21 protein-coding genes and 2 pseudogenes are annotated in these 22,054 nt (G+C 69.7%); 4 read left to right on the forward strand and 19 right to left on the reverse strand.

Annotated elements, in window-relative coordinates:
• Positions 1-88: 88 nt before the first annotated feature.
• The 8 genes from KUM40_RS07670 to KUM40_RS07705 all read right to left on the reverse strand — a co-directional run bounded on the left by KUM40_RS07670 (position 89) and on the right by KUM40_RS07705 (position 7,518).
• Positions 89-1,249 (reverse strand): hypothetical protein, encoded by a 1,161-nt coding sequence (locus KUM40_RS07670; protein ID WP_217164242.1) that lies wholly within the window; start codon positions 1,247-1,249, stop codon positions 89-91.
• A gap of 764 nt (positions 1,250-2,013) precedes the next feature.
• On the reverse strand, positions 2,014-2,454 hold the full coding sequence (locus tag KUM40_RS07675; RefSeq protein WP_308401080.1) for a hypothetical protein: 441 nt from the start codon (positions 2,452-2,454) through the stop codon (positions 2,014-2,016).
• 420 nt (positions 2,455-2,874) lie between these two features.
• Positions 2,875-3,168 carry a hypothetical protein gene (locus KUM40_RS07680; protein WP_217164248.1) on the reverse strand — a complete coding sequence of 98 codons (294 nt, stop codon included), beginning with the start codon at positions 3,166-3,168 and terminating at the stop codon, positions 2,875-2,877.
• A gap of 460 nt (positions 3,169-3,628) precedes the next feature.
• Positions 3,629-3,877, reverse strand: coding sequence for a hypothetical protein (locus KUM40_RS07685; protein ID WP_217164250.1), 249 nt, complete (start codon positions 3,875-3,877; stop codon positions 3,629-3,631).
• Positions 3,874-4,233, reverse strand: a complete 360-nt coding sequence (locus KUM40_RS07690; RefSeq protein ID WP_217164252.1) for a hypothetical protein — start codon at positions 4,231-4,233, stop codon at positions 3,874-3,876. Before KUM40_RS07690 ends, KUM40_RS07685 begins: the two co-directional genes overlap by 4 nt.
• A gap of 8 nt (positions 4,234-4,241) precedes the next feature.
• A complete protein-coding gene (locus KUM40_RS07695) occupies positions 4,242-5,138 on the reverse strand; it encodes a hypothetical protein (RefSeq protein WP_217164254.1) in 897 nt (298 codons plus the stop codon).
• Positions 5,139-5,728: 590 nt separating this feature from the next.
• Positions 5,729-6,325, reverse strand: coding sequence for a hypothetical protein (locus tag KUM40_RS07700; RefSeq protein WP_217164256.1), 597 nt, complete (start codon positions 6,323-6,325; stop codon positions 5,729-5,731).
• A gap of 701 nt (positions 6,326-7,026) precedes the next feature.
• Entirely contained in the window at positions 7,027-7,518 is a 492-nt protein-coding gene (locus KUM40_RS07705) for a hypothetical protein (RefSeq protein WP_217164258.1), read from the reverse strand.
• 174 nt (positions 7,519-7,692) lie between these two features.
• On the opposite strand from KUM40_RS07705, the gene KUM40_RS07710 reads away from it, so the two are divergent.
• A complete protein-coding gene (locus KUM40_RS07710) occupies positions 7,693-7,914 on the forward strand; it encodes a hypothetical protein (protein ID WP_217164260.1) in 222 nt (73 codons plus the stop codon).
• Positions 7,915-7,963: 49 nt separating this feature from the next.
• Here KUM40_RS07710 and KUM40_RS07715 read toward each other — a convergent pair whose 3' ends face one another.
• On the reverse strand, positions 7,964-9,544 hold the full coding sequence (locus tag KUM40_RS07715) for a recombinase family protein (protein ID WP_217164262.1): 1,581 nt from the start codon (positions 9,542-9,544) through the stop codon (positions 7,964-7,966).
• A 24-nt stretch (positions 9,545-9,568) separates the two neighbouring features.
• Between KUM40_RS07715 and KUM40_RS07720 the strand changes: the two are divergent.
• Positions 9,569-9,943 (forward strand): annotated as a pseudogene (locus KUM40_RS07720) (DUF5995 family protein); the annotation flags it as partial.
• A 120-nt stretch (positions 9,944-10,063) separates the two neighbouring features.
• Positions 10,064-10,993, forward strand: coding sequence for an LLM class F420-dependent oxidoreductase (locus tag KUM40_RS07725; RefSeq protein ID WP_217164264.1), 930 nt, complete (start codon positions 10,064-10,066; stop codon positions 10,991-10,993).
• 26 nt (positions 10,994-11,019) lie between these two features.
• Here KUM40_RS07725 and KUM40_RS07730 read toward each other — a convergent pair whose 3' ends face one another.
• On the reverse strand, positions 11,020-12,717 hold the full coding sequence (locus KUM40_RS07730) for an NAD(P)/FAD-dependent oxidoreductase (RefSeq protein ID WP_217164266.1): 1,698 nt from the start codon (positions 12,715-12,717) through the stop codon (positions 11,020-11,022).
• Between the two features lie 82 nt (positions 12,718-12,799).
• Positions 12,800-13,588 carry a carbon-nitrogen hydrolase family protein gene (locus KUM40_RS07735; RefSeq protein WP_217164268.1) on the reverse strand — a complete coding sequence of 263 codons (789 nt, stop codon included), beginning with the start codon at positions 13,586-13,588 and terminating at the stop codon, positions 12,800-12,802.
• A gap of 328 nt (positions 13,589-13,916) precedes the next feature.
• Between KUM40_RS07735 and KUM40_RS07740 the strand changes: the two genes are divergently transcribed.
• Positions 13,917-14,192 carry a hypothetical protein gene (locus KUM40_RS07740; protein WP_254394746.1) on the forward strand — a complete coding sequence of 92 codons (276 nt, stop codon included), beginning with the start codon at positions 13,917-13,919 and terminating at the stop codon, positions 14,190-14,192.
• On the opposite strand, the gene KUM40_RS07745 is transcribed toward KUM40_RS07740, so the two are convergent.
• The 8 genes and pseudogenes from KUM40_RS07745 to rpe form a co-directional block, all read right to left on the reverse strand.
• On the reverse strand, positions 14,140-15,378 hold the full coding sequence (locus tag KUM40_RS07745) for an MFS transporter (RefSeq protein ID WP_217164270.1): 1,239 nt from the start codon (positions 15,376-15,378) through the stop codon (positions 14,140-14,142). The genes KUM40_RS07740 and KUM40_RS07745 overlap by 53 nt on opposite strands.
• A 163-nt stretch (positions 15,379-15,541) precedes the next feature.
• Positions 15,542-15,994: an Lrp/AsnC family transcriptional regulator gene (locus KUM40_RS07750; protein WP_217164272.1), complete on the reverse strand. Its 453-nt coding sequence runs from the start codon at positions 15,992-15,994 to the stop codon at positions 15,542-15,544.
• 15 nt (positions 15,995-16,009) lie between these two features.
• Positions 16,010-17,500: an amino acid permease gene (locus KUM40_RS07755; RefSeq protein ID WP_217164274.1), complete on the reverse strand. Its 1,491-nt coding sequence runs from the start codon at positions 17,498-17,500 to the stop codon at positions 16,010-16,012.
• A gap of 345 nt (positions 17,501-17,845) precedes the next feature.
• Entirely contained in the window at positions 17,846-18,241 is a 396-nt protein-coding gene (locus tag KUM40_RS07760; protein WP_217164276.1) for a hypothetical protein, read from the reverse strand.
• A gap of 65 nt (positions 18,242-18,306) precedes the next feature.
• Positions 18,307-19,749, reverse strand: coding sequence for a GuaB1 family IMP dehydrogenase-related protein (locus KUM40_RS07765; protein WP_217164285.1), 1,443 nt, complete (start codon positions 19,747-19,749; stop codon positions 18,307-18,309).
• 108 nt (positions 19,750-19,857) lie between these two features.
• Positions 19,858-20,210 (reverse strand): annotated as a pseudogene (locus tag KUM40_RS07770) (barstar family protein).
• A 28-nt stretch (positions 20,211-20,238) separates the two neighbouring features.
• Positions 20,239-21,282 (reverse strand): sugar-binding transcriptional regulator, encoded by a 1,044-nt coding sequence (locus tag KUM40_RS07775; protein WP_217164287.1) that lies wholly within the window; start codon positions 21,280-21,282, stop codon positions 20,239-20,241.
• 77 nt (positions 21,283-21,359) lie between these two features.
• A complete protein-coding gene (gene rpe, locus KUM40_RS07780; protein ID WP_217164290.1) occupies positions 21,360-22,046 on the reverse strand; it encodes a ribulose-phosphate 3-epimerase in 687 nt (228 codons plus the stop codon).
• Positions 22,047-22,054 lie beyond the last annotated feature (8 nt).

A 22,054-nucleotide genomic window follows, 5' to 3' on the forward strand; every position in this document is an offset into this window, starting at 1 on the left:
ACCAAGCGGATCCGCAACGCCGCCAGAACGAACCTCGCGCAGCCGGGCAACAACTGAGCTGCAAATCCAACCCATCCACAACTCTTGACTATTGCTCCGACGCCATCTGAAGGGCCTGTTGAGCGGCCTTCACACCGGCTGCGGCGCTGTTTTCCGACGCTGAGGCGGACTCCTTGTCCGCGGCAGTCTTCGCCTTGATGACGTCGGTAACGCCCTTGATGGCGGGGATCGCAGCCAGGGCGAGCGCGCCGACGCTTGCAGCCGCCACGGTGGCGGCCGACGCAATGGCGCCGATGCCTGCGGCAGCGATGGGGAGCAGCGGAGCGGCAGCGACGGCGCCGATACCGACGGCAAGCTGAAGCAGCGCCATGCGAGCTTGCCGAGTGTTGGCGTGAACGCGGATGCGGACGTCATCCCGGTCCAAGTCATTGACCTGGCGGTGAACCGCCGCAAGGCGAGCCTCTGCGGCTGCTGCGTCGACCCGGACGGCGACGTCTGCGTCAGAAGCGGAGAGGGCCGCGAGCCTCGCCTGAATCGCTTCGATCCTGGCGAGTGCCGTCCCGGAGTCGATGTCGATGCCTACGCGGGCATCCCGGAGGCTCGTCAGCTCCTCACGCAGCCGGGCAATCTCAAGCTGAGCCGGTGAAGTGTCGGCGTTGATGTTGATGTTGGGGAGCGACGCCTCCGCCTCGCGCACTGCTGCGCGCAGCTTGGCGCCGAAGGAGCCGTCGGTCTCCAGGCGGATCGTCGCAGGATCCGCAGTCACTGCGTCGATTTCTTCGCGGAATGCCCGGAGTGCCGCGCGGGCGGCAGCCGTGTCAGCCCTGACGGCCACGTTGGGGTGAGCAGCCCCCAGCCGTCGGAGCTGCTCCTCCAGCGCTTCTACCTGGGCTCGTGCAGTGACGGCGTCGATGTCGATGCCCACACGCTTGTTGGAGAGCTGTTCCAGCTTCGCCCGGATACGGGCAAGCTCCGCGTCCACGCCCGTGTCAGAGAGCTTGATGTCCAGCTTCGGCATGGAGCGGAACGCTTGCTCCAGCTTGGCACGGAGGGAGCGGGCGAAGGCGCCACCAACGTTATTGCCTTGTCGCGTTCCCGCCGTTTGCGCGGCTCTCCCGCCGGTGTTTACAGCGTTTGGGATAGCCGTTGCCAGATTACGGGCGATGGCATCGCCCATTTTCTCGCCGGCTTCCTCCCCGACGCGCGTTGCGATGGGGAGAGCGAGTGCCTTCAAGCGGGTGTGGAGCATGGGTGCGACTGGCACCACATCTACGCCGACGACGCCGACGATGTCCGTGCTACCAGCTATGTTGCACCTCCCGCGGCTTCAGTGGCTCCGTTGGCGTCGTGAAGAAGGTCATGTCGCTCGGATGGTCACGGAGGTTGAGCAGGTCGCTTATGAGGAACAGACGTTTAGCCTGCCGTTCCGCCTCCGTTGTCGCCTCACAACGGGCGTTTGCGACTGACGCGACGAGCCATTCACGGCAGGCGTCAGAACAGAATTCGGATACCTCCAACCCGTTAGCTCCGTTCATCGCCGGCAACGGCGCAAAACAGCACAACGGGCGGGAACATCTCATGGGGTAATGGGTCATTGGACGTCCAGATACGACGGAGCCCCGATGGCGTCCCATCGGGGCTGAATGGTTTATGGGGTGTTGCTCGTCGACGTCAGGCGGGATACGACCTGCGCTGTGTGAAGACGCCAGCAACGTGCTGCGACGGGGAGCGGCGGGCGTCGAGGCGCGCAGCGAGCCGTATCAACTTCGCGGCCTCCGCGGCGTCCCCGTCTCGGTCGGCGTGCTTCGCGCGGAGGAGCCACACACCGCACGCAGCGCCGCACGTCCTCTCACGTCTCCGCCTTGGCGGGCGATTCGGGTTGTAGGCCCGTTGGAAGGTGCACCCGGGGCGCTGGCAAGGGAGCGTCGGGGGAACGGTGGTCACAGTGCCTCCAGGGCATGCCGAGAGCCCCGGGGAGCGACTCCTCCGGGGCTGTGAAGTGGTGGGGTGTGGCTATGCCGTCAGCCGACGAACCAGTGAGCTGGTGTCCGCGAGCACAGAGGGCGCTCCGCGGAAGGGGCGGTTCGTCATGGCGATGAACCGTCCGGTGCCGTAGACCTCCACGGCGTAGCCGCCTTCACGTCGGATACGGCGTCCCTGTCGGACGTCGGCGTATCCGAAGACGTGGAGGCCTTCGCCGGAGGCTGACACCTCTGTGTAGGTCGCTCCAGCGGCCGTGACGATGTCCTCCGCCCAAGGCTTCAGCGAGCCGTCAGGGGCGATGGCGTGGTCCAAATCGATGCACACGATGCCATCGCCGTTCAGAACGAAGCCAAGCCCCACGCCGGCCGACGAGGAGCGGGCATCCTCGTACGACGTCCACGTCCGTGGGGCGGTGCTCGACGCTGCCTTGCCGGCGGTCGTCAGAGGGACCTTCGTCGAGGAGTGGCGCACCCAGCGGGGACGTGACGTCAGCTCCGCGGGTATGGCGTTCGCCTGGCGTGCTCGTGAGCGAGCCTTGCGGCAACGGGGTGAGCAGGTGAGGGCGTGAGAGCGCGCCATGATCGGCATGTCACCGTGGCAGTGCTCACACGTCCTCTTCATGCACCCAGTCTAGGGGCAGCGCGTCACACTTACAAGTGTCTGACCTGCGGTTTTGTTACGGTAGACCGTCGGCGAGTGAGCCGAAGCCACAGGCGCCCGCCTCCCGGGTTGGGGGTCTCTGACGATCCACCGGGCCGGCTCTGGGGGCTCTGAGGGGCCTTCAGTGGGCCTCTCGGCGCCCCTCAGGTCGACCTCCAACCGGCTACCAGAGGGAGCCGGAGAGCACCTCTTCGATACACGAGGCATGCGGGTGCGGTACACCCCCCTACGTCACCGCAGGTCAGAGCGTTGCAGCGTCGGCCGTCCGGTCGGTCCGCACGCTGCTGCCTCACCCAGCCCGACGCGCTCCGCGTAGCTGCGTCGCTCGTCCTGCCAGCGTCGCCAAGCACGGATGACGAACGGTGAGTTCATGCCTTTGCGCTCGACGTCCGTTGCCTCGTCCACGCTCAGCCAGTCCCACACGACGCACGGTGTGCGTAGCTCCCGCGGGCAGGACAGTCCCTCCGTGCTGTGCGTCTGTGCTGCCGTGCGTCGCGCGAGCATGGCGCGCTTGCGCTCACTCACGACGTGAGCCTTGCCATGCGCTCGCGTATGTCCGACGTGGGTGCGGGCAACGCGTGCAGCTCAGCCGCATGTGTGTCGGCTGCCTCCATCACCCAGCCCAGTGTTCGCAGTCCAGCGGGGGACAAACCCAGGTGATCGGCAAGGTAGCGTGCCTCACTTGCCAGGCCAGCCGTCGCACGACTGCTCAGCGACTGACACACGATCTGTACGTACAGCGCTACGAGCGGGATGTACGAGTCGTCGTACTGCGTGGCCTGTGGTGACTCCCACAGGCCGGCCCACATAACCTCTTCCGCCTCCGTCCACGCCCGCCCTGGCGGCATCGATGGTACGGGGAGGTCGCAGCCGGCCAGGGGGAGGACGACGGGGGCGGCGCGGGGCTGCTTCCCGCCCTCCCGGTTTGCGCGGCTGTAGGGCCGCGTGGGGTCTCTTCGTGGTCCCGGGGCAACCATGGTTCCTCCTAACCCTGACCGATGCTGCTGACGTGGTCCAGGCGCACGAAGTGATCCTTCGTCTCCACGGTGACCGTGAGCGCCTTCGGCCATTCGTAAGAACCCGGTGGGTTCACAAGCGGACGCGACACGAACGTCAGCGTGCCCGTGAGGGTCTGTCCGCCGACGAGGTTGACGGTCACCTCTTCGCCGTTCAGTTCCTGCGCTTGCGCGCGGATCTCAGCAAGGAACTCGCCGAAGGCGTGGGTCGAGATCATCGGTTCTCCATCGTGTAGCCGTTCTCACGAAACGGGTTGGTCCGGCGCTGCTGAGCCTCCGGCGTCACGCGCTGCGGGTGCTTCGTCCTGAAGCGTTCCGCGCCGGCTGCGACGGTTCCGGCGCCTCCGCCGACGTCGCCACCACGCGGACCGCCGACGCGGGGGGTCGACGCAGGAGCGTCGGTGAGTCCGAGTTCCGCGGCGAAGGCCGACGCGTCGGCCGTCAGTTCCTCGTCCGTGCTGCCCTGGAGTCGGGCGGACTGTTCGGGGGTGAGGCCAGCGGCCAGGCCTGCGCGGAGGCGGGCGAGTTCGGTAAGCGCGTTGTCGCGCGCTTCCTCAGGGGTGAGTTCAGGCATGGTCGCTCCTAGAAGTAGTCGGTGGTCGACGGCTCACGGTCCGGGGCGCTCGCGTTGGCCTTCGGCTTGGCAGGCGCCGGCTGCGAGGCGTCCAGGTGCGGCGTGCTGGAGTGCGTATAGACCTGCGCCGGGCGGGGCTGCCTCTCCGGCATGACGCGCGGGGAGAGGTCGATGAGGGGGCCGTGATCGTCGTACGAGACGGGATCGGTCGACGCTGCGACTTCCGCCTCCAGGTCGTCATACGACGTCGGGACGTAGCCCGCGTCGCTCTGCGCCACCCACACGAGGAACTCGACGTCGTAGGCGCCGGAGCGGATGCCGTCGACGACGAACGCGGGAATAGCGTCGACGCGGACGCCCTTGATCTCCCCGTGGCCCTGCGCACGCCATGTCCGCATGCGCGACTGTTCGTCGGAGAGAGTCACGGCGCGAAGGACGTCCCACTGAGCCGCGCGAACGTTGCTGTAGTCGCTCACGAGCGACGTCAGGGAGCGCCAGGCGTCCAGGGCATCCGCCCCCGCCTCGATGGCCTGTTCCGCGGACGTGACACCGCCCAGCGCATCCCCAGCGCTCTTCGCTGTGTCGAGAATCTCCGTCAGGCGTCCGTCGAGGTGCTCCAGGACATCGGCGGAGAGGGACTCCCGAAGGTGCTCCGCAGTCGCCTTCGTGGAGTCCTCCAGCCCCCGCAGGGCGAGCGCTTCGGCCTCCCACGCGACAGCCTCCGTGTGCGCCTTGCCAACCCTCCGGGTGAAGTCGGCGGGCCACTTGCCGGACTCCAGGAACTCCGCCTGCGCGTCCCTCTGGACGCCCGCCACGGCGTCCGCGGGGCTCTTTCCGGGGCGGAACTCCCGGCGCAGTCTTACGGCCGCCTCGTGGCGCTCCTGCGCCTTTGCGACGTCGGGCACGGTGGCCCACGCTGCGGTTAGTTCAGGGTTCGTAGTTGCTCTCATCGGTCTTCCTCCGTGTCGGAAAACGCCGAACGGCCCTGCCCACATGGGGTCAAGGCCGTACGGAAGTGCTCGGCACGCTCGGCATACCGCTCACGGTTACGCCGGCGTACGGGTTCGGGGTCGATTTCGTAAGCCTCCCGTCGGGAGGCGTTGTAACAGCCAAGGCAGTGCGGCCGGATGCCGTCGCGTCCCGCCGGGTTGGATGGCCAGTGATCCAACGTCACGGGGAAGACGTCACCGCATGTCTGGCATGGCCGCTTGACGGGTGTAAGCACGTCGGTATTGCGCATCAGGTCTCCGTCTGTGTAGTCGCTCCATCGCTCCAAGGTGGGCATGAGAAAGCCCCACCACCCGCGGAGCGTCCCGGTCCCGGAGGAACGGGAGAACCGGCGCTCAACACGGATGGCGGGGCTTCAGGCGCAGCCGTCAGAGGAGAGGTTGACGGCCACGCATTCGCGGGAGCCTGCAACGGCAAGGCACTCCGGGCCGGAGGCTCCGCGACGAGTAGGAGGGGCGCCTCCCCCTCCTACGTGTATAGCGTGACGTCAGGCAGCGTCGCGCCCGCGCTCACGCTCCCGCTGCTTCTGCTTCCGCTCCCGGGCACGGTCGCGCTTCCATGCTGCCGCGCAGACGTCGCTGCACGTCTTCTTCCAACGGCACTTCTGGTCCCCGGGACGGGTCTGCTCGAACTCCCGGGAGCACTGAGCGCAGGGGCCTCGCCAGAGCTTCAGCGCGCCGACGACAGTCACCGTGCCTCCCTCGACCTCCCACGACGCCTGCGGTTCCGCTGCCGCCTGCTTGGCCGCGAAGGCGGCGCGGATGGCGGGGTCCACGCGGACCGTCACCTCACCAACGGAGGGCGGGACAATGTCGACGCCCCGCCCCGACGGCCGGTTGCGCTGGGGGCGCTCCTCGTCGACCTCCGACGCGTCGTGCCAGTCCTCCCACTGACGCTGCCTGAACTCGTCGTCGGTGAGGTCGTCCAGCGGATCGTGTCCGCTCAGTCCCCGCCACGGCACGCGCCCACTGGAGACATAGGCGTCGTGCTCCTCCTCCAGCTCCATCGCCAGAGCGGCGGAGTCGTCCACGTCCTGAGCGCGGATGGTGCGTCGCGGGATGGGTGCGCCGAAGTCGTTTTCCATGGTTGCCCCTTGGTGCCGTCGCTGAGCCGCGAACTGCGGTCACACCTTTGTTATGGGGCGTGGAGCGCCAGATGTTTGCCCTGCGCCGTGGCGGATGTGGCGCGCGACGTCGAGGAAGGGCGGGGACCCGATTTCGGCTACGGAGTGTAACGATTGCCAGGCTGGCCCCACCGGGGCGGAAGCGGCCTGCGACGATGCCATAGGTGGCGTTCTCCCGGCCTATCGCAACCTCGAAGGTCAAATGGGATCGCCGGAGCACCCTCCAGAACGCCAGAGGTACCTTCAAACGCGTTCTCGGAGGCATTGCGGGCGTCACCCTCCCCCGCCCTCCGTCAGAGAGAGGTTTCCGCCTCCCCTGGACAGAGTTGGGGTCGAAACGCGAACTAGACCCCCATCTCAGCTTTCCTTAGACGGGCGGGGTCTAGAAGTAAATATTGAGCTGAGAATGACCCCGGAGGGATGGATTCCGGGGAAGAAAGGGGCGCTGAACTGCGACGATGCGAAGGACGAGAGGCATGCAAACTGACCCGCCAGTTTGGCTAGTCTGTCGATCACGTAAGGGGTAAACGCACTTTCAGTGCTTACATCTGCGGAATCGAGGGCTCCACATCCTCATTCGTGTGACCTGCGTCACGTACTCCGGAGACGGCGACGCCCCCGGAGGCCGGAGCCTCTCGGGGGCGAATGTTACGCAGAGTGAGCTATACGAGGGCGGGGAGGACGGCACGGGCGCAGCCGGAGTGCGCCGGGATCCACGTGGCGCCGTTCTCGACGAGCATCGTCGACTCGTCGGCGCCCTCTCCGCACCACGCGCACGCCGCCTCGCCCCTGCACGTTGCGCACAAGGTGTCCCCGTACTCGTCGGTGACGGTGCGGATCGTCTGAGCCTGCCCGCAGTCGTCGCAGCGTCCCGCAGCCTGCGGTCCCTGCGGCTCCAGAACCGGTATGCCGGCCGCCAGAGCCTCGCCGACGAGGACGAGGGTAGACGCGTCGCGCAGCTCCGTGACGGAGCCGAGGACGAACACGGCCGCGAAGTCGGTAACGGAGTAGTCGGTGTGCGTGGCGTACGTCGTCGGGTGCCCCATCTGCTGCGAGACGTCGAGGGCGTAGCCCCTCAAGTTGTCGCGGTTGTCGTCCGTCTCCACGGGGCCGACGACGAGGAAGGAGGGGGTGAGGTTGGCGAAGCGTGCCATGATGGTGTCTCCCTTTGTGGAGCGAGACCCCGTCACTGTCTTCCCGGACCGGCGGGGTTTTCGCTTGCCTCGTTCTTGTAGAGACAACGTAGCTTCGTTGTCTCTACAAACGCAAGCCCATTGTCCCTACAGCTTCGCTTGCCCTTGTAGAGACAAGCCCCGTACGCTGAGCGCATGACACCCCCACGCGACTACGAGACTCCCAAGAGCGTCCGCGTCCCCGCCAACGAGGAGTGGGACCCATTCGGCGACGCTGCGAAGACGATGCATCCGACAGGACGCAGCCCGCGGACGCAGGTGATCAGGGAGTTCATCCGCTGGTACCTGCGCCGGCCAGGCGCCAAGCTCCCTGAACGTCCTCCAGCCGGCCCGTGGAGCAAGCCGCCCGCAGAATGACGAAGAGCCCCCGTCGGATGTGGTCCGACGGGGGCTCTTGCGTGCCTGGCTACAGAGACGCTTGATGGAGCGCTTCCTCCAGCGCGTCAGCCTCCGGGTCCGGACGGTCGATCTCCATCGTGAGCCGCTCCTCCACGGGGCGACGCCATCCCGTGGGAGGGCCAACCGTGACGCGGATGTACATGTCGAGCAGAATCTGACGACGCTCCTCGTCGCTCGCCTCGTTGAATGCGTCGCCCCACGTCGTGTCTAGCTGTACCTCCTGCACCCGGGGTGGCTCGAAGGGGGCTTCCCTCAGCGTTTCCAGCCGTCCGGCGATGCCGTTCATCTGCCCCGCCACGACGTCAGCGGCGGCGCCGCGCATCGTGGGCAGCCTCTTTCCCAGCTCTTCTAGGTTCGCCTCCAGCTCCGCAATCTCCGGGCGGTGGTCGACGCCGGGAGTGCGGACGATCTGTGTCCGTCGCATGAAACCGAAGCGACGTACGAACTCCGCGTGGACCCACGCAACGGTGGTCGCGCGGGTGATGGTGGGCTTCGGCGCGTCCTTCCCGTGGTGGGCGCTGTTGCAGCGGAACTGTGCCGTCTGCGTCCCGTCGTGCTCCGTCCGTGAGGCAGTGTGCATGTTGGCGGTGCACCAGTGGCACGTCAGGATGCCCAGCAACTCGTGCGCGTCGCGACGTCGGGGGGCCTGGAGAGCTTCGACGGCTCGCTTCTTCAACGCTTCCTGGAGCCGGTACCACGTCTCGTCATTGATCAGCGCAACCCCCTGGAGCACAGGACTGCCGTCAGCGTTGCGAATCGTCGCCCCCTCACGAGTGACGAGGTGCCCGCGGTTCAACGCCGACATCAGCATTGACCGCACGGTCGTCGACATCCACAGGCTTGAGGCGTCCTCGTCGCGTTCGGCAAGTCGTGCCCTGTGGTTCGTCGGAGTGACGGCACCCGACGAGTTCAACCAGTCCGTGATCTCACTGAACGACTTCCCAGCGATAGCACGCGCGATAGCGGCGCGGCGGATGTCGGCCGTCTCCTTGTGCTCTCCCAGCCACCAGCCCTCGTTACCGTCGGGGAACGTCTTCCGCTCCGGTGCGAAGCCGTAGGGCACGGGGCCGCCGGCCCAACGCCCCAAGGACTGAAGTCGAGCCGCCGCACCCTGGTTCCGCTCGACGATCGTCTGACCTTCGAGTTGAGCGGCGAAGGCGAGAATCAACATGATCAGCTCTGACATGGCGGAGCCGAAGTCCAGCTCTAGCATGTCGCCGCCAGGACCGGACGCGAACACGAGGCGCTTACCGTGCTGCTTGGCGAACCGTCCCAGGTTTGCCATATCTGCCATGCTGCGTACAGCGCGGTCCATACGCTGCCAGATGAGGACATCCCACTCGTCGGGACGGTCGAGCCAATAGGCAAGCTCTTCCCGCTCCCAGGGGGACGTCTTCAGGGCGGATACGTCGATGTCCTTCGCCCACCCGACCAGCGCGCCACTGATGCGGTGCGCGGCAAGGGTGATCATCTCTTCCTGCACCTCCGGGGAGGTGGTGGCGTCGTGGTACCGGCTGAGCCGGATCGCCCCGACGACTCGTAGCGCGTGCTGGGGCGTACCGCCAGAGCGCCGCGTGAGTTGCGTCATGGCATGTGATGTTACTCGGAACACTTCGCGCTGGCGGGCATCAACGCGCACATCGGCCACGATCTGGCGCTGGCCGTGGTGGACACCTGTCGTACGCTCGGCTGCGAACCCGTGGACCTGGAGGACGAGTTCGACCGGGTGGGTGATCTCCTCGTCTCGCTGGAGGAGCGCATCCGCGATGAGCTGATGCCGGGTCCCGATCTCCTCCGGATCGCCGATCCGCTGACCCATCTGCTCGGCTCCTGGAGCCTGGAGCGCGCCCGCGAGGCCTCTTGGGCCGCGGCCCGCGCGCTGTGGGCGCTGCGCGGGCTGCCGGACATCGCCGGGGAGTTCACCGAGCGGCTGGACGCGGCGGTGGGGCTGGCGGGCCGCATGCTGCTCACTCCGCTGCCGGACTGATCCGGCCGTTCCGCTCCTTGCCCGTCCTCCCCCGGTGTGCGCTCACGGAACTCCCGAGCGATCGCTGTATGTTGAACCCATCGGCGACATCGCACTCCGACCGCGAAGGAGCACCCCGGTATGACGACCCGGCTCGGACTCGGCCTCCCCCAGATGCGGCAGTACGACATCGGCAAGGACGTCCCCGACGTGGCGCGCGCGGCGGAGCGGACGGGCTACGAGAGCCTGTGGGTCTTCGAGCGCGCCCTGTTCCCCGAGCCCGCCACCCAGGGGCTGTACGGCATCGAGGGCCTGCCCTGGCCGGACTCGTACCGGAGCGTGGCGGAGCCGCTGGTCACCCTCACCCTGGCCGCCGCGGCCACCGAACGGGCCCAACTGGGCACGAGCGTGCTGGTCGCCCCGCTGCACGTCCCGTTCCAGCTCGCCAAGGCGCTGGCCTCGCTGGACTCGGCGAGCGGCGGCCGGGTGGTGGCGGGCCTCGGCACCGGCTGGTCCCACGACGAGTACGCGGCGGCGTCCGTGCGGCCGTTCGCCGAGCGCGGCCGGGCGCTGGACGAGCTGATCGAGGTGTGCCGGGCGGTGTGGGGCCCGGACCCGGTGGTGTACGACGGCGAGGTCACGAAGATCGCGTCGTCCGTGGTCGGGCCCAAACCCGCCCGGCCGATCCCGATCCTGCTGGCGGCGGGCAGCGGGAAGGCCCGGCGCCGCCTGGTCGACCACGCCGACGGCTGGCTGCCGACGGGCATGGGCGCCGAGGTCGTCGCCGAGCAGTGGCGGCAGTTGCGCGACCTGGCCGCCGAGCGGGGCCGTACGGAACCGATCCGGACGGTGCTGCGGGTCAACTGCCAGTACAGCAGGGCGAACCACGAGGGTGCCGACCGCCGCCCCTTCCAGGGCGGCGTCGACCAGATCGTCGAGGACCTGGCCGCGCACGCCGAGATCGGCCTCGAGGAGATCCTCGTCGACCTCCAGTCCAGCACGCGCGACGCGGAGGAACTGAAGGACGTGGCCGTCGAGGTGTATGAGAAGGCGCGGGCCGCCGGGATCTAGCGACCGGCCCCGGGACAGGTCCGGTCCTAGTCCTCGGGGAGTTCCACCGGCGCGATCTCGGCGTAGAGGTCGCCCGGGCCCGGGTTGGTCGCGTCGGTCTCGCCGCCGAAGTGGTGCATGACGCCCCAGACCGCGTTCAGCGCGGTCTGGACGGCGCCCTCGGCCCAGCCGGCCGTCCAGGAGATGTCGTCGCCGGCGAGGAAGATGCCCCGCTTGTCCTCGGGCAGCTCCTCCTGCACGAAGTGCGTGAACAGGCGCCGCTGGTAGCGGTAGTGACCGGGCAGGTTGGCCTTGAACGCGCCCATGAAGTAGGGCTCGTTCTCCCAGGAGACCGTCACCGGGTTGCCGATGACGTGCTTCCTGATGTCGACCTTCGGGTAGATCTCGCCGAGCGACTTCAGCATGACCTCCATCCGCTCGCCCGCGGACAGCGGCAGCCACTTCAGGCTGTCGTCGCACCAGGTGTAGGAGAGGCAGATGACGGCGGGCCTGTCGGGACCGTCGTCCAGGAGGTAGGTGCCGCGGGTCATGCGGTCGGTGAGCGTCATCGACATGACGTCCCGGCCGGTGTCCTCGTCCTTGTCCAGCCAGAACGGGCGGTCGACCGGCACGAAGAGCTTGGAGGACTCCATGTAGTGGGTCCGCTCGATCGCGGTCCAGTGGTCGATGGGGAAGAGCGAGTCGTCGCAGGCGATCTTGGAGAGCAGCATCCAGGACTGCGCGGTGAAGATCGCCGCCCGGTACGTGCGGATGTCGCCGTCGGCGTCCGTGACGGTGATGCGGTTGCCGGCGGTGCGGTCCAGCCGGGTCACGGCCGGGCGCGGCTCGCCGTCCACGTGCAGGGACTTCAGCGAGGTGCCGTGGGGCCAGTGGACGATCTTCTCCGGCTCGCGCTCCCAGAGCCTCGTCGGCAACTGCTGGGAGCCGCCGACGATGCCGCGGTGGTGGTCGTCGGCCTCGGTGTAGACGACGCGGAGGATCTCCAGGATGGAGTTGGGGAAGTCGGTGTCCCAGCCGCCGGTGCCGAAGCCGACCTGGCCGAAGATCTCGCGGTGCCGGAAGGACTTGAAGGACTCGGAGTCGCAGAGGAAGCCGTAGAAGGTCTGGTTGTCGAACTTCTCGACCAGCTTCGCCCAGATCTCGCGGATGCGCGGGACGTCGCGCTCGCGCAGGGCGCGGTTCATGTCGGAGAAGTCGGCGCCCTCTTCGAGGCACTTCGCCCAGGCGTCGGCCACGTCCCGGTAGACCTGGGGAAGGTCGTCGAGCGTCTCGGCGTAGTGCGACTCGCCCTTGAGGTCGACGACGGTCGACGGGGTCGCCTCGGCGAGGGGGTTGGGGAAGGCCTGGGTCTGAAGGCCCACCAGGTCGATGTAGTGCTGGAGGGCGGTGGAGGAGGGCGGGAAGCGCATCGCGCCCATTTCGGCGGTCAGCGAGGGGTCGCAGCCGTCGAAGCCCACGGTCCGCAGGCGCCCGCCGATCCGGTCGGCCTCGTAGACGACGGGCTTGAGGCCCATCTTCATCAGCTCGTGGGCGGCCACGATGCCGGACAGGCCGCCGCCGATGACCGCGACCTCGGTGCCGTGTTCGGTCGCGGGTATCTGGCCGAGCCCCGCCGGGTGGGCGAGGAAGTCGTCGTACGCGTACGGGAAGTCCGGCCCGAACATGGTGATCGGCGGCTGCTGCTCGTCTGCGTGCTCGATCGCGTTGGGCACGGTGGACGTCATGGGGTACGGACTCCTTGCGAGGCGGAACTGGCGGAACTGGCGGAACTGGCGAAGCTGGCGGACTGGGGGTGGGATGTGCGGCTCAGCCGAGGGAGCCGTAGAGGCCGGGACGGCGGTCCTTCAGATACGGGTTGGCCTCGCGCGAGGCGGCCAGGAACGCCGGGTCGACGTCGCCGAGGACCAGCTCCTCCACGCGCCCGGCCCGGGCGCGGGCGGTCCCGTCGGGGCCGGCGAGGGTGGACAGGCCGACGAACTCGAACTCGCCCTCGCGGCCGACGCGGTTGACGTACGCCACGTAGAGCTGGTTCTCGAAGGCCCGCACCGGCACGACGGACTCGGCGACGAACTGGAACGGGTGCATCTGCGCGGTCGGGACGAGCAGCAGGTCGGTCCCGGCCAGGGCGTGGGCGCGGACGTTCTCCGGGAACTCCACGTCGTAGCAGATCATCAGGCCGACGGTGACTCCGTCGAGCCGCGCCTGCACGACGGGCTGCTCTCCCGGCGTGAAGTGCTCGCGCTCGAAGCAGCCGAAGAGGTGGGTCTTGCGGTAGCCGGCCAGGCGGGTGCCGTCGGCGGAGATCAGTTGGACGGAGTTGAAGACGCTCTCGCCGGCCCGCTCCGGGTAGCCGTAGGCGATCGCGAGGCCGTGCCGCCCGGCGATCTCCGCGACGGCGTCGGCCGAGTCGCCGTCGGCGGTCTCGGCGAGGACACCGATGTCGTCGCCGATCGCGTATCCGGTCAGGAACAGCTCGGAGGTGACGAGCAGCCCGGCACCCGCGGCGGCGGCACGGCTCGCGGCCTCGTCGAGGACCTTGAGGTTCTCGGCGGTGGAGCCGGGCCGGCCGGAGCTCTGGAGCAGGGCGGTGCGCATGCGTGTTCCTCGCCGGTGGGAGGGGGTCGGGGGCCAGATAGACGGTACGGTCGGCGGACTCGGCGGGACAAGACGGACCTGTTGCGCGCCGGTGAGCGGATCGTTGCGTGCGCCCGGCACCCCACGGCGATTCGTTGTGCGCCCCCGCGGGCCCTCCCCTCATCCCCGAGAAGCAGACCGGGTCCGTCCTCCCCCGCCGCGCGGCGGAGTCGCTCCCTCCCTGGGCCCGATGTGGTGCGGGTTCGGCGCCGGAACACTGGTGACCGTCCGATGCACCGGCTTCGATCCATTCGATCGATCCAATCGAGATCCATGGGAGAGGACCACCTTGAAACGCCGTACCGCGACCGCCGCACTCTGCGCCGCCCTGCTGATCACCGCCATGACCACCGGCGCCGCGGTCGCCTCAGGACCCCACGAGGGCCTGAACGAGGGCCCGCCCCCGAGGGAGGCCGCCGCACTGACCGGCAGCGCCGAGCTGTACCGGTCGGCCGGGGACGACATCACGTTCACCGACGGGGTCGGCGCCCTTGGAGAAGGTCAGGAAGAGGTCAGGAAGGGGACCGGCGACTTCGAGGTCGTGCCCTGGCTGCCGCGACCGTAGTGCGGGCGGCGCCGGCCAGCACCAGCGCCGTCAGCAGGTACGGCACCGCGGACAGCGCGAACGCGGTGCCGTGGCCCCAGGTCGTGGCCGCGACCGCGTAGCCGCCGTAGGTGGCGAGGTTGCCCAGCTCGGTGCCGAGGCCCGCCACCGAGGTCAGGGTGGCCCGCCCGGTGTCGTCGATGCGGCGCTGGAGGCGGGCGTCGGCCAGGACGGTCGCCAACTGGAAACCGCCGAAGGCGAGCGCGACCAGGACCAGCGCGGCCGGTGTGCCGGCCAGGGCACCCACCGCCAGAGCGAGCGCGGAGCAGGTGAGCAGGGCGGCGAACCCGTTGCTGGCCAGGCGTTCGGCGGGACCGGCCAGCAGGCTGCCGACCGTGGCGCCGGCCCAGATCACCAGCAGCAGCCAGGGCACGGTCTGCGCCGCGACCCCGGTGTCCCGCACCAGCAGCGGCGCGTACTCGTCGAGCGTGCCCCACACCGCGGTCACGGCCGGAACGAGGAGCAGCGCGCCGCGCACGGACCGGTCGGTGCGGGCCTCGGCGAGTCCGGCGCGCAGGGTCGCGGACCAGCGCTCGCCGGTGCCGGAGGGCTCGCGGTGCTCGGGGAACCGGGTCGCCACCAGGGCCCCGGCCAGGCAGGCCAGCACGCTCGCCGCGCCCACCGCGTCGTAGCCGCCCCAGGCGAACACGGGACCGGCCAGGCCCATCGCGGTCATCGTCGCGGCGATGCCGATCGCCCGGGCCCGGCCCATGACGCGGGCGTAGCGGTCGGCCGCTCCGGCCCGGTCCAGCTCGTCGTGGACCAGCGCCTCCAGCGCGCCCGAGCCGAGCGCTCCGCCGGCGCCCCACAGCACGAAGCCGAGCGCGAAGGCGCCGTAGGAGGGCACGAGCACCCACAGGGCGAAGCCGGCGGCGGTGAGCAGCGGGCCGATGATCAGCAGCAGCCGTCGGGAGACGGCGTCGGCCCAGGCACCGGAGGGCACCTCGAGCAGCACGCCGGTCAGCGACCACAGGGCGAAGAGCGAGGACATCTGCCACACGGACAGACCGGTGTCGCTGAACAGCAGCGCGTACACCGGGTACAGCAGGACGAACTCGTCGCAGAACGCGGAGGCGTACAGCGTGCGCGCCAGCCGGCGGGTACCGGCGGCGGGGTGGGCACGCTCCGCCGAGGGTGAGAGAGTCATGGGGCCTTCCCGAGGGGGCGGATCGGACACCGGAGGTACGGCGTCCGGGGCGGCCCTCGGGAGGAGGCGCTACGGGTGGATCAATGTCGCCGGGTCATGTGGCCGATGCTAGACGGCGGCCGCCGTCCTGCCCACCGGGTTACCGGGTTACCGGGTTACCGGGTTATGTGGGCGAGCCCGACGAGAAGCGGCGCAGCAGCGGCGAGAGCACCAGCACGGACTTGGTGCGCTCCACGAACGGCTCCCCGGCGATCCGTTCCAGGACCCGCTCGAAGTGCCGCATGTCGGAGGCGAAGACCTGGGCGACCGCGTCCGCGTCCCCGGTGACGGTGGACGCGGCCACGACCTCCTGGTAGCGCTCCAGGCCCCGCTGGATGGTCTCCGGCGAGGTGTTGCGGCGGCAGTGGATCTCGACGAACCCCTCGGTCTCCCAGCCGAGCGCGGCGGGGTCGACCCGTACGGTGAAGCCGGTGATGGCGCCGGTGGCGCGCAGCCGGTCCACGCGCCGTTTCACGGCGGGCGCGGAGAGGCCGACCGACTGCCCGATGTCCGCGTAGGAGCGGCGGGCGTCCTCGGCGAGGGCGTGCACGATGCGTTCGTCGAGATCGTTCAGCACTGCGGGTCGTTCACTTCACTTCTGGTGCGCCCGGACCTGGGACGTGTCCGGCGTGGCGAGTCGGGAGCGGCGGTGGCCGTACAGGAAGTAGAACACGAGGCCCACCGCCATCCAGACACCGAAGACCACCCAGGTGACGGTGGACAGGCTGCCCATCATCCACACGCAGAGGGCGAAGCCGACGGCCGGCAGGACAGGCGACAGCGGCACCCGGAAGGTGCGGCGCATGTCGGGACGGGTCCGGCGCAGCACCACGACGGCGACGTTGACCAGGGCGAAGGCGAAGAGGGTGCCGATGCTGGTGGCGTCGGCGAGCTGCCCGAGCGGGACGACCGCGGCGAGCACCCCGCAGAACAGGGAGACGATCAGCGTGTTCGCGCGCGGTGCGCCGGTCTTCGGGTGGACCTTGGAGAACACCTTGGGCACCAGTCCGTCGCGGGACATGGCGAACAGGACGCGGGTCTGGCCGTAGAGGACGGTCAGGACGACGCTGGCGATCGCGACGACCGCGCAGAAGGCCAGCAGGGTGCCCCAGAAGCTCTGCCCGGTGACGTCGGTCATGATCTGGGCGAGGGAGGCTTCCGAGTCGGTGAAGGTGCGCCAGGGCTTGGCGCCGACGGCGACGGCCGCGACGAGGACGTACAGCACCGTGACGACGACCAGGGACAGCATGATCGCGCGGGGCAGGTCGCGCTGGGCGTTCTTCGCCTCCTCGCCGGCGGTGGAGGCGGCGTCGAAGCCGATGTACGAGAAGAAGAGCGTCGCCCCGGCCGCGCTGACGCCCGCCATGCCGAGCGGCATGAAGTGCTCGTAGTTGCCGGAGCGGAAGCCCTGGACGCCGATCGCGCAGAACAGCACCAGGGCCGCGATCTTGACGACGACCATGACGGTGTTGGCGCGGGCGGACTCGCGGGCGCCGCCCAGCAGGAACGTCATGGCCAGCAGTACGACGATCAGCGCGGGCAGGTTGAAGACGCCGCCGTCGCCGGGCGGTGCCGACAGGACGGCGGGGAGGGTGACGCCGATGGTGCCGTCGAGCAGCTCGTTGAGGTACTCGCCCCAGCCGACGGCGACGGCGGCCACCGACACGCCGTACTCCAGCACCAGGCACCAGCCGCAGATCCAGGCGACCAGTTCGCCCATCGTGGCGTAGGCGTACGAGTACGAGGACCCGGCGACCGGGATGGTGCCGGCCAGTTCGGCGTAGGACAGGGCCGAGAAGAGTGCCGTGAGTCCGGCGATGACGAAGGAGAGCGTGACGGCCGGGCCGGCCTTGGGGACGGCCTCGCCGAGGACGACGAAGATGCCGGTGCCGAGGGTGGCACCGATGCTGATCATCGTGAGCTGCCAGAGGCCGAGGGAGCGGCGGAGGCTGCCGCCCTCGCCCTGGCCGCCCTCCGCGACCAGGCGTTCCACGGGCTTGCGGCGCATGAGGCGCGAGGCCAGGCCCGGGGACGAGGGGCCGGCCGATGCGTCGGGGTGCGGGGGTGCGCCTTGGTCGAGCACGCGTTGACTCCTTTGTCGCTGCCGGTCGCGCCCGCCGTGCTGGGCGGGGCGGGTCCCGGCGTGCCTCTGGAGCGGCGGGGACCGGCGGGGCGCGCTCGTGAAGAGCGGGAACCCACCGAGCGGGGTCCCCGCCACGCCACGTACAGCGCAGAACACTACGAGCGGCGCGCTGCCCCGGTAATGCAGCAACCTTGCGCGTCCGGGCACGATCGTTGCGTTCACCGCGGCAACGCGGACGTTCGTTGCGCGAGGCCTGTACGGCGTTGCGCGCGGGGGCCGGCGGGCCGTGGATCATCCCTCGATCACCCCTCGATCACCCCTCGATCGCCCCTCGATCGCCCCTGGTCAGTGGCCGTCCGGCTCGCCCGCGACGGTGCGTGCCTCGGCCGCGTCCGCCGCGTCGAACCCGATCTGTCCGGGTCGGTCGCGGGCGGCCTCCTGGGCGTCGATCCAGCGCATGTGCGCCTCCCAGGCGGCCTGCTTGCTGGTGCCCAGCGCGTCCCCGATCTGCGACCAGGAGGCGCCGGCCTCCCGGGCCGCGCGGACGGTGAGCTGGCGCCCGTAGGCGGCCTTGCGGGCGACCACCTCGCTCAGCGCGAGCAGTTCGAGGAGCTGGGGGCGGTCCAGGGCCTCGTCGTCGCTGCCGAACCCGGCGAGGGACTCACGGTTGCGCAGTTCGTCGAGGCGGGCCACGGCGGTCAGCAGGGTGTGCTGCGGCTCGATGCTCTGCGGTGTCGTCATGCGTCCAGCGTCACGTCAGGGGGCTTGACGTCAAGCCGCCCTGACGCATGCGAGCGCAGGACGTATCAGCTCCAGCTCGCGTGCAGCGGCTTGCCCTCGGCGTAGCCCGCGGCGCTCTGGATGCCGACGATGGCCTTCTCGGCGAACTCCTCCAGGGAGGCGGCACCGGCGTAGGTGCAGGAGGAGCGGACGCCCGCGATGATCGCGTCGATCAGGTCCTCGACGCCGGGCCGGGACGGGTCGAGGAACATCCGGGAGGTGGAGATGCCCTCCTCGAACAGCGCCTTGCGGGCCCGGTCGTACGCCGACTCCTCGGAGGTGCGGTTGCGCACCGCGCGGGCGGAGGCCATGCCGAAGGACTCCTTGTAGGCGCGGCCGTCGGCGTCGTGCTGGAGGTCGCCCGGGGACTCGTAGGTACCGGCGAACCAGGAGCCGACCATGACGTTGGACGCGCCGGCCGCGAGGGCCATCGCCACGTCGCGCGGATGGCGGATGCCGCCGTCGGCCCACACGTGCTTGCCGTACTTCTTCGCCTCGGCGGCGCACTCCAGGACGGCGGAGAACTGCGGCCGGCCGACGCCGGTCATCATGCGGGTGGTGCACATGGCGCCCGGTCCGACGCCGACCTTGACGATGTCGGCGCCCGCCTCGATCAGGTCGCGCACGCCCTCGGCGGAGACGATGTTGCCGGCGACGATCGGGACCCGCGGGTCGAGGTCGCGGACCACCTTGACCGCGCCGATCATCGACTCCTGGTGGCCGTGGGCGGTGTCGATGACGAGGGTGTCCACGCCCGCGTCGAGGAGCTGCTCGGCCTTGCCCGCCACGTCGCCGTTGATGCCGACGGCGGCGGCGATGCGGAGCCTGCCGTCCGCGTCGGTCGCCGGGGTGTACAGAGTGGCGCGCAGGGCGCCCTTGCGGGTGAGGATGCCGGCCAGGCGGCCGTCCTTGTCGACGGCGGGCGCGTAGCGGCGGTTGGCCGCGTCGAGGGTGTTGAAGGCCTCGCGCGGGTCCAGGTCCGCGTCGATGAGGATCAGGTCCTTGGACATGACCTCTTCGAGCTGGGTGAAGCGGTCCACGCCGGTCAGGTCGGTGTCGGTGACCACGCCGACCGGCCTGTTGTCCCCGTCGACGACGACTCCGGCGTTGTGCGCGCGCTTGGGCAGCAGGGACAGCGCGTCGGCGACGGTCTGGTGCGGGGCCAGCACGATCGGGGTGTCCAGGACGTGGTGGCGGCTCTTGACCCAGGAGACGACGTCGGTGACGACCTCGATCGGGATGTCCTGCGGGATGACCACGAGGCCGCCTCGCCGGGCCATCGTCTCGGCCATGCGGCGGCCCGCGATGGCGGTCATGTTGGCGACGACGAGCGGGATGGTGGTGCCCGTGCCGTCCGGGGAGCCGAGGTCCACGCCCTGCCGGGAGCCCACGGCGGAGCGGCTCGGCACCATGAACACGTCGTCGTACGTCAGGTCGTACGAGGGCTGGATGTCATTCAGGAAACGCACGTGCTGCACATCCCAGTCGATCAGAGGTGGCCCCCGGACAGGTCAGCCAGGGGGAAAGAGCACGTACTTCATTGTCCCACGGCCGACCGCCCGCAACCCCCGGGCAGATCATCCAGGCTGGTCAGCGACCTCCTTGGAGGAACCTCCAGGACCGAGCGTGACGAAGAGTCCCGGTCCGCGGTCCGTGGCCTCGGCGAAGACCTCCTCGGCCACGGTCCACTCGTCCGGCCGCGCCTCGGCGTACGCCCGCCGGCCCCGCACCACAGGACCAGCCCCCGCTGACGGGCCTGAGCCGGCCAGACGGACGGGTCGGAGAGGGAGTCGGCGAGCGCGTCCCAGTTCCGGCCGAACCAGTCGGGCAGCGCCAGGGCACGGGCGCAGCGGTCCATCAGGCCCGCCTTGTCCGTGACTCCGCCGAGGTCCAACGTGACCACGAGCCGTCCCGCCGGGTCCTCGGTCATGCGCGCCCTCTCCTGTCCTGATCAGCCGTCAGATTCCGTCCGGGTCGGTCCGGTTGAGCGTCGACTTCGGTGCCGAACCCACCGTCATCAGGTAGTCCGCGGCCGACGTGTCCGTCACCAGGCTGGTGACAAGACCGGAGCGCAGCACCGCGTCGATGGCCGCCGCCTTGCGCTGCCCGCCCGCGATCGCCACGACCTCGGGGATACGGCGGAGCTGGTCGGCCTTGACCGTGATGCACCGCTCCCCCAGGTCCCGCCCGACCCGGCGGCCCTCGGAGTCGAAGAGGTGCGCGGACATCTCGGCGGCGACACCGAGCGAGGCGTAGTGCGCGCGCTCCTCGTCGCTGAGCATGTCGTGCACCGTCGAGATGCCCGGCTCCCAGGAGCCGATGGAGACGCAGGCGACCGTGACCTTGTCGAAGTACTCGAAGGCCCGGGCGATCCCGGTCTGGTGCCGCAGCGCCTGCGCGGTGGCCGCGTCCGGCAGGAGCATCGGCGCGTAGATGGGGTGCGCGTCGCCGCCGGACACCTGGGCGGCGCGGCGGACGGCCTCGACCGAGCCGCGCTCGGCGGTCCCGGCGTCGTACACGCCCGTCAGTTGCACGACCGTGCACGGTGGCAGCCGGTCGAGCGCCGCCGCCATGTGGATGGTGGAACGGCCCCAGGCCAGGCCCAGCACGTCGCCCTCGTTGACCAGCTCGCCGAGCAGGTCGGCGGCCACCTCGCCCAGGTTCTCCGGGTCGGGCGTCTCCTCGGCGTCGGCCGGGGACTCCACCACGACGGCGTGCCTGAGCCCGTAGCGGGCCCGCAGGGCGTCCGAGCGCTCGGCGTCCAGCTCGGCCGGCACCCGGATCTCGATTCGTACAAGGTCGCGCTCAAGGGCGGTCTCCAGGACCCTGGCCACCTTGAAGCGGCTGACGCCGAACTCCTCCGCGATCTGGATCTTGGACTTGCCCTCGAGGTAGAAGCGGCGGGCCATGGCCGCCGCCTGGACCAGCTCAGCGGGTCCCATCCGCATGGCTGAACGGCCCGCCGACATACCCGACACGGCGATCTCCTCACTGCTGTTCACACTCTGGATACGCCGTTCATCCTTGCAGATTCGGCGCACTTGATCAGCCCTGATGAGAGCCGTTCACGTTCTGTTCCTCAGTGGTCGCACGCCCAGGACGCCTTGGCGGTCGCCGCCTCGGCCTGCGTGCGCAATGCACGTACCGCCTCGGCCGGGTCGGACGCCCCGTACACGGCGGAACCCGCGACGAAGACGTCGGCGCCGGCGTCGGCGCACCGCTCGATCGTCGATGCCGACACCCCGCCGTCGACCTGGAGCCACAGCTCCAGACCGTGCTTCTTGATCAACTCACGGGTCCGCCGGATCTTCGGGAGCATGATGTCCAGGAACGCCTGCCCGCCGAAGCCCGGTTCAACCGTCATGATCAGCAGCATGTCGAGTTCGGGGAGCAGATCCTCGTACGGCTCGATCGGCGTCGCGGGCCTCAGCGCCATGGAGGCGCGGGCGCCCTTGGCCCGGATCTCCCGCGCGAGCCGCACCGGCGCGGCGGCCGCCTCGACGTGGAAGGTGACGGAACCGGCGCCCGCCTCCACGTACTGGGGCGCCCAGCGGTCGGGGGCGTCGATCATCAGGTGGCAGTCCAGCGGGGTGTCCGTCGCGCGGGCCAGGGACTCCACAACCGGCACGCCGAGCGTGAGGTTCGGGACGAAGTGGTTGTCAATGACGTCGACGTTGAGCCAGTCGGCCCCTTCGACCGCCTTGGCCTCGTCCGCGAGGCGGGCGAAGTCGGCGGACAGGATGCTGGGGTTGATCTGCGCGGCCATGTCCTCAA

The organism is Streptomyces sp. AC512_CC834, assembly GCF_019049325.1.
In the GTDB taxonomy this organism is placed as follows: domain Bacteria; phylum Actinomycetota; class Actinomycetes; order Streptomycetales; family Streptomycetaceae; genus Streptomyces.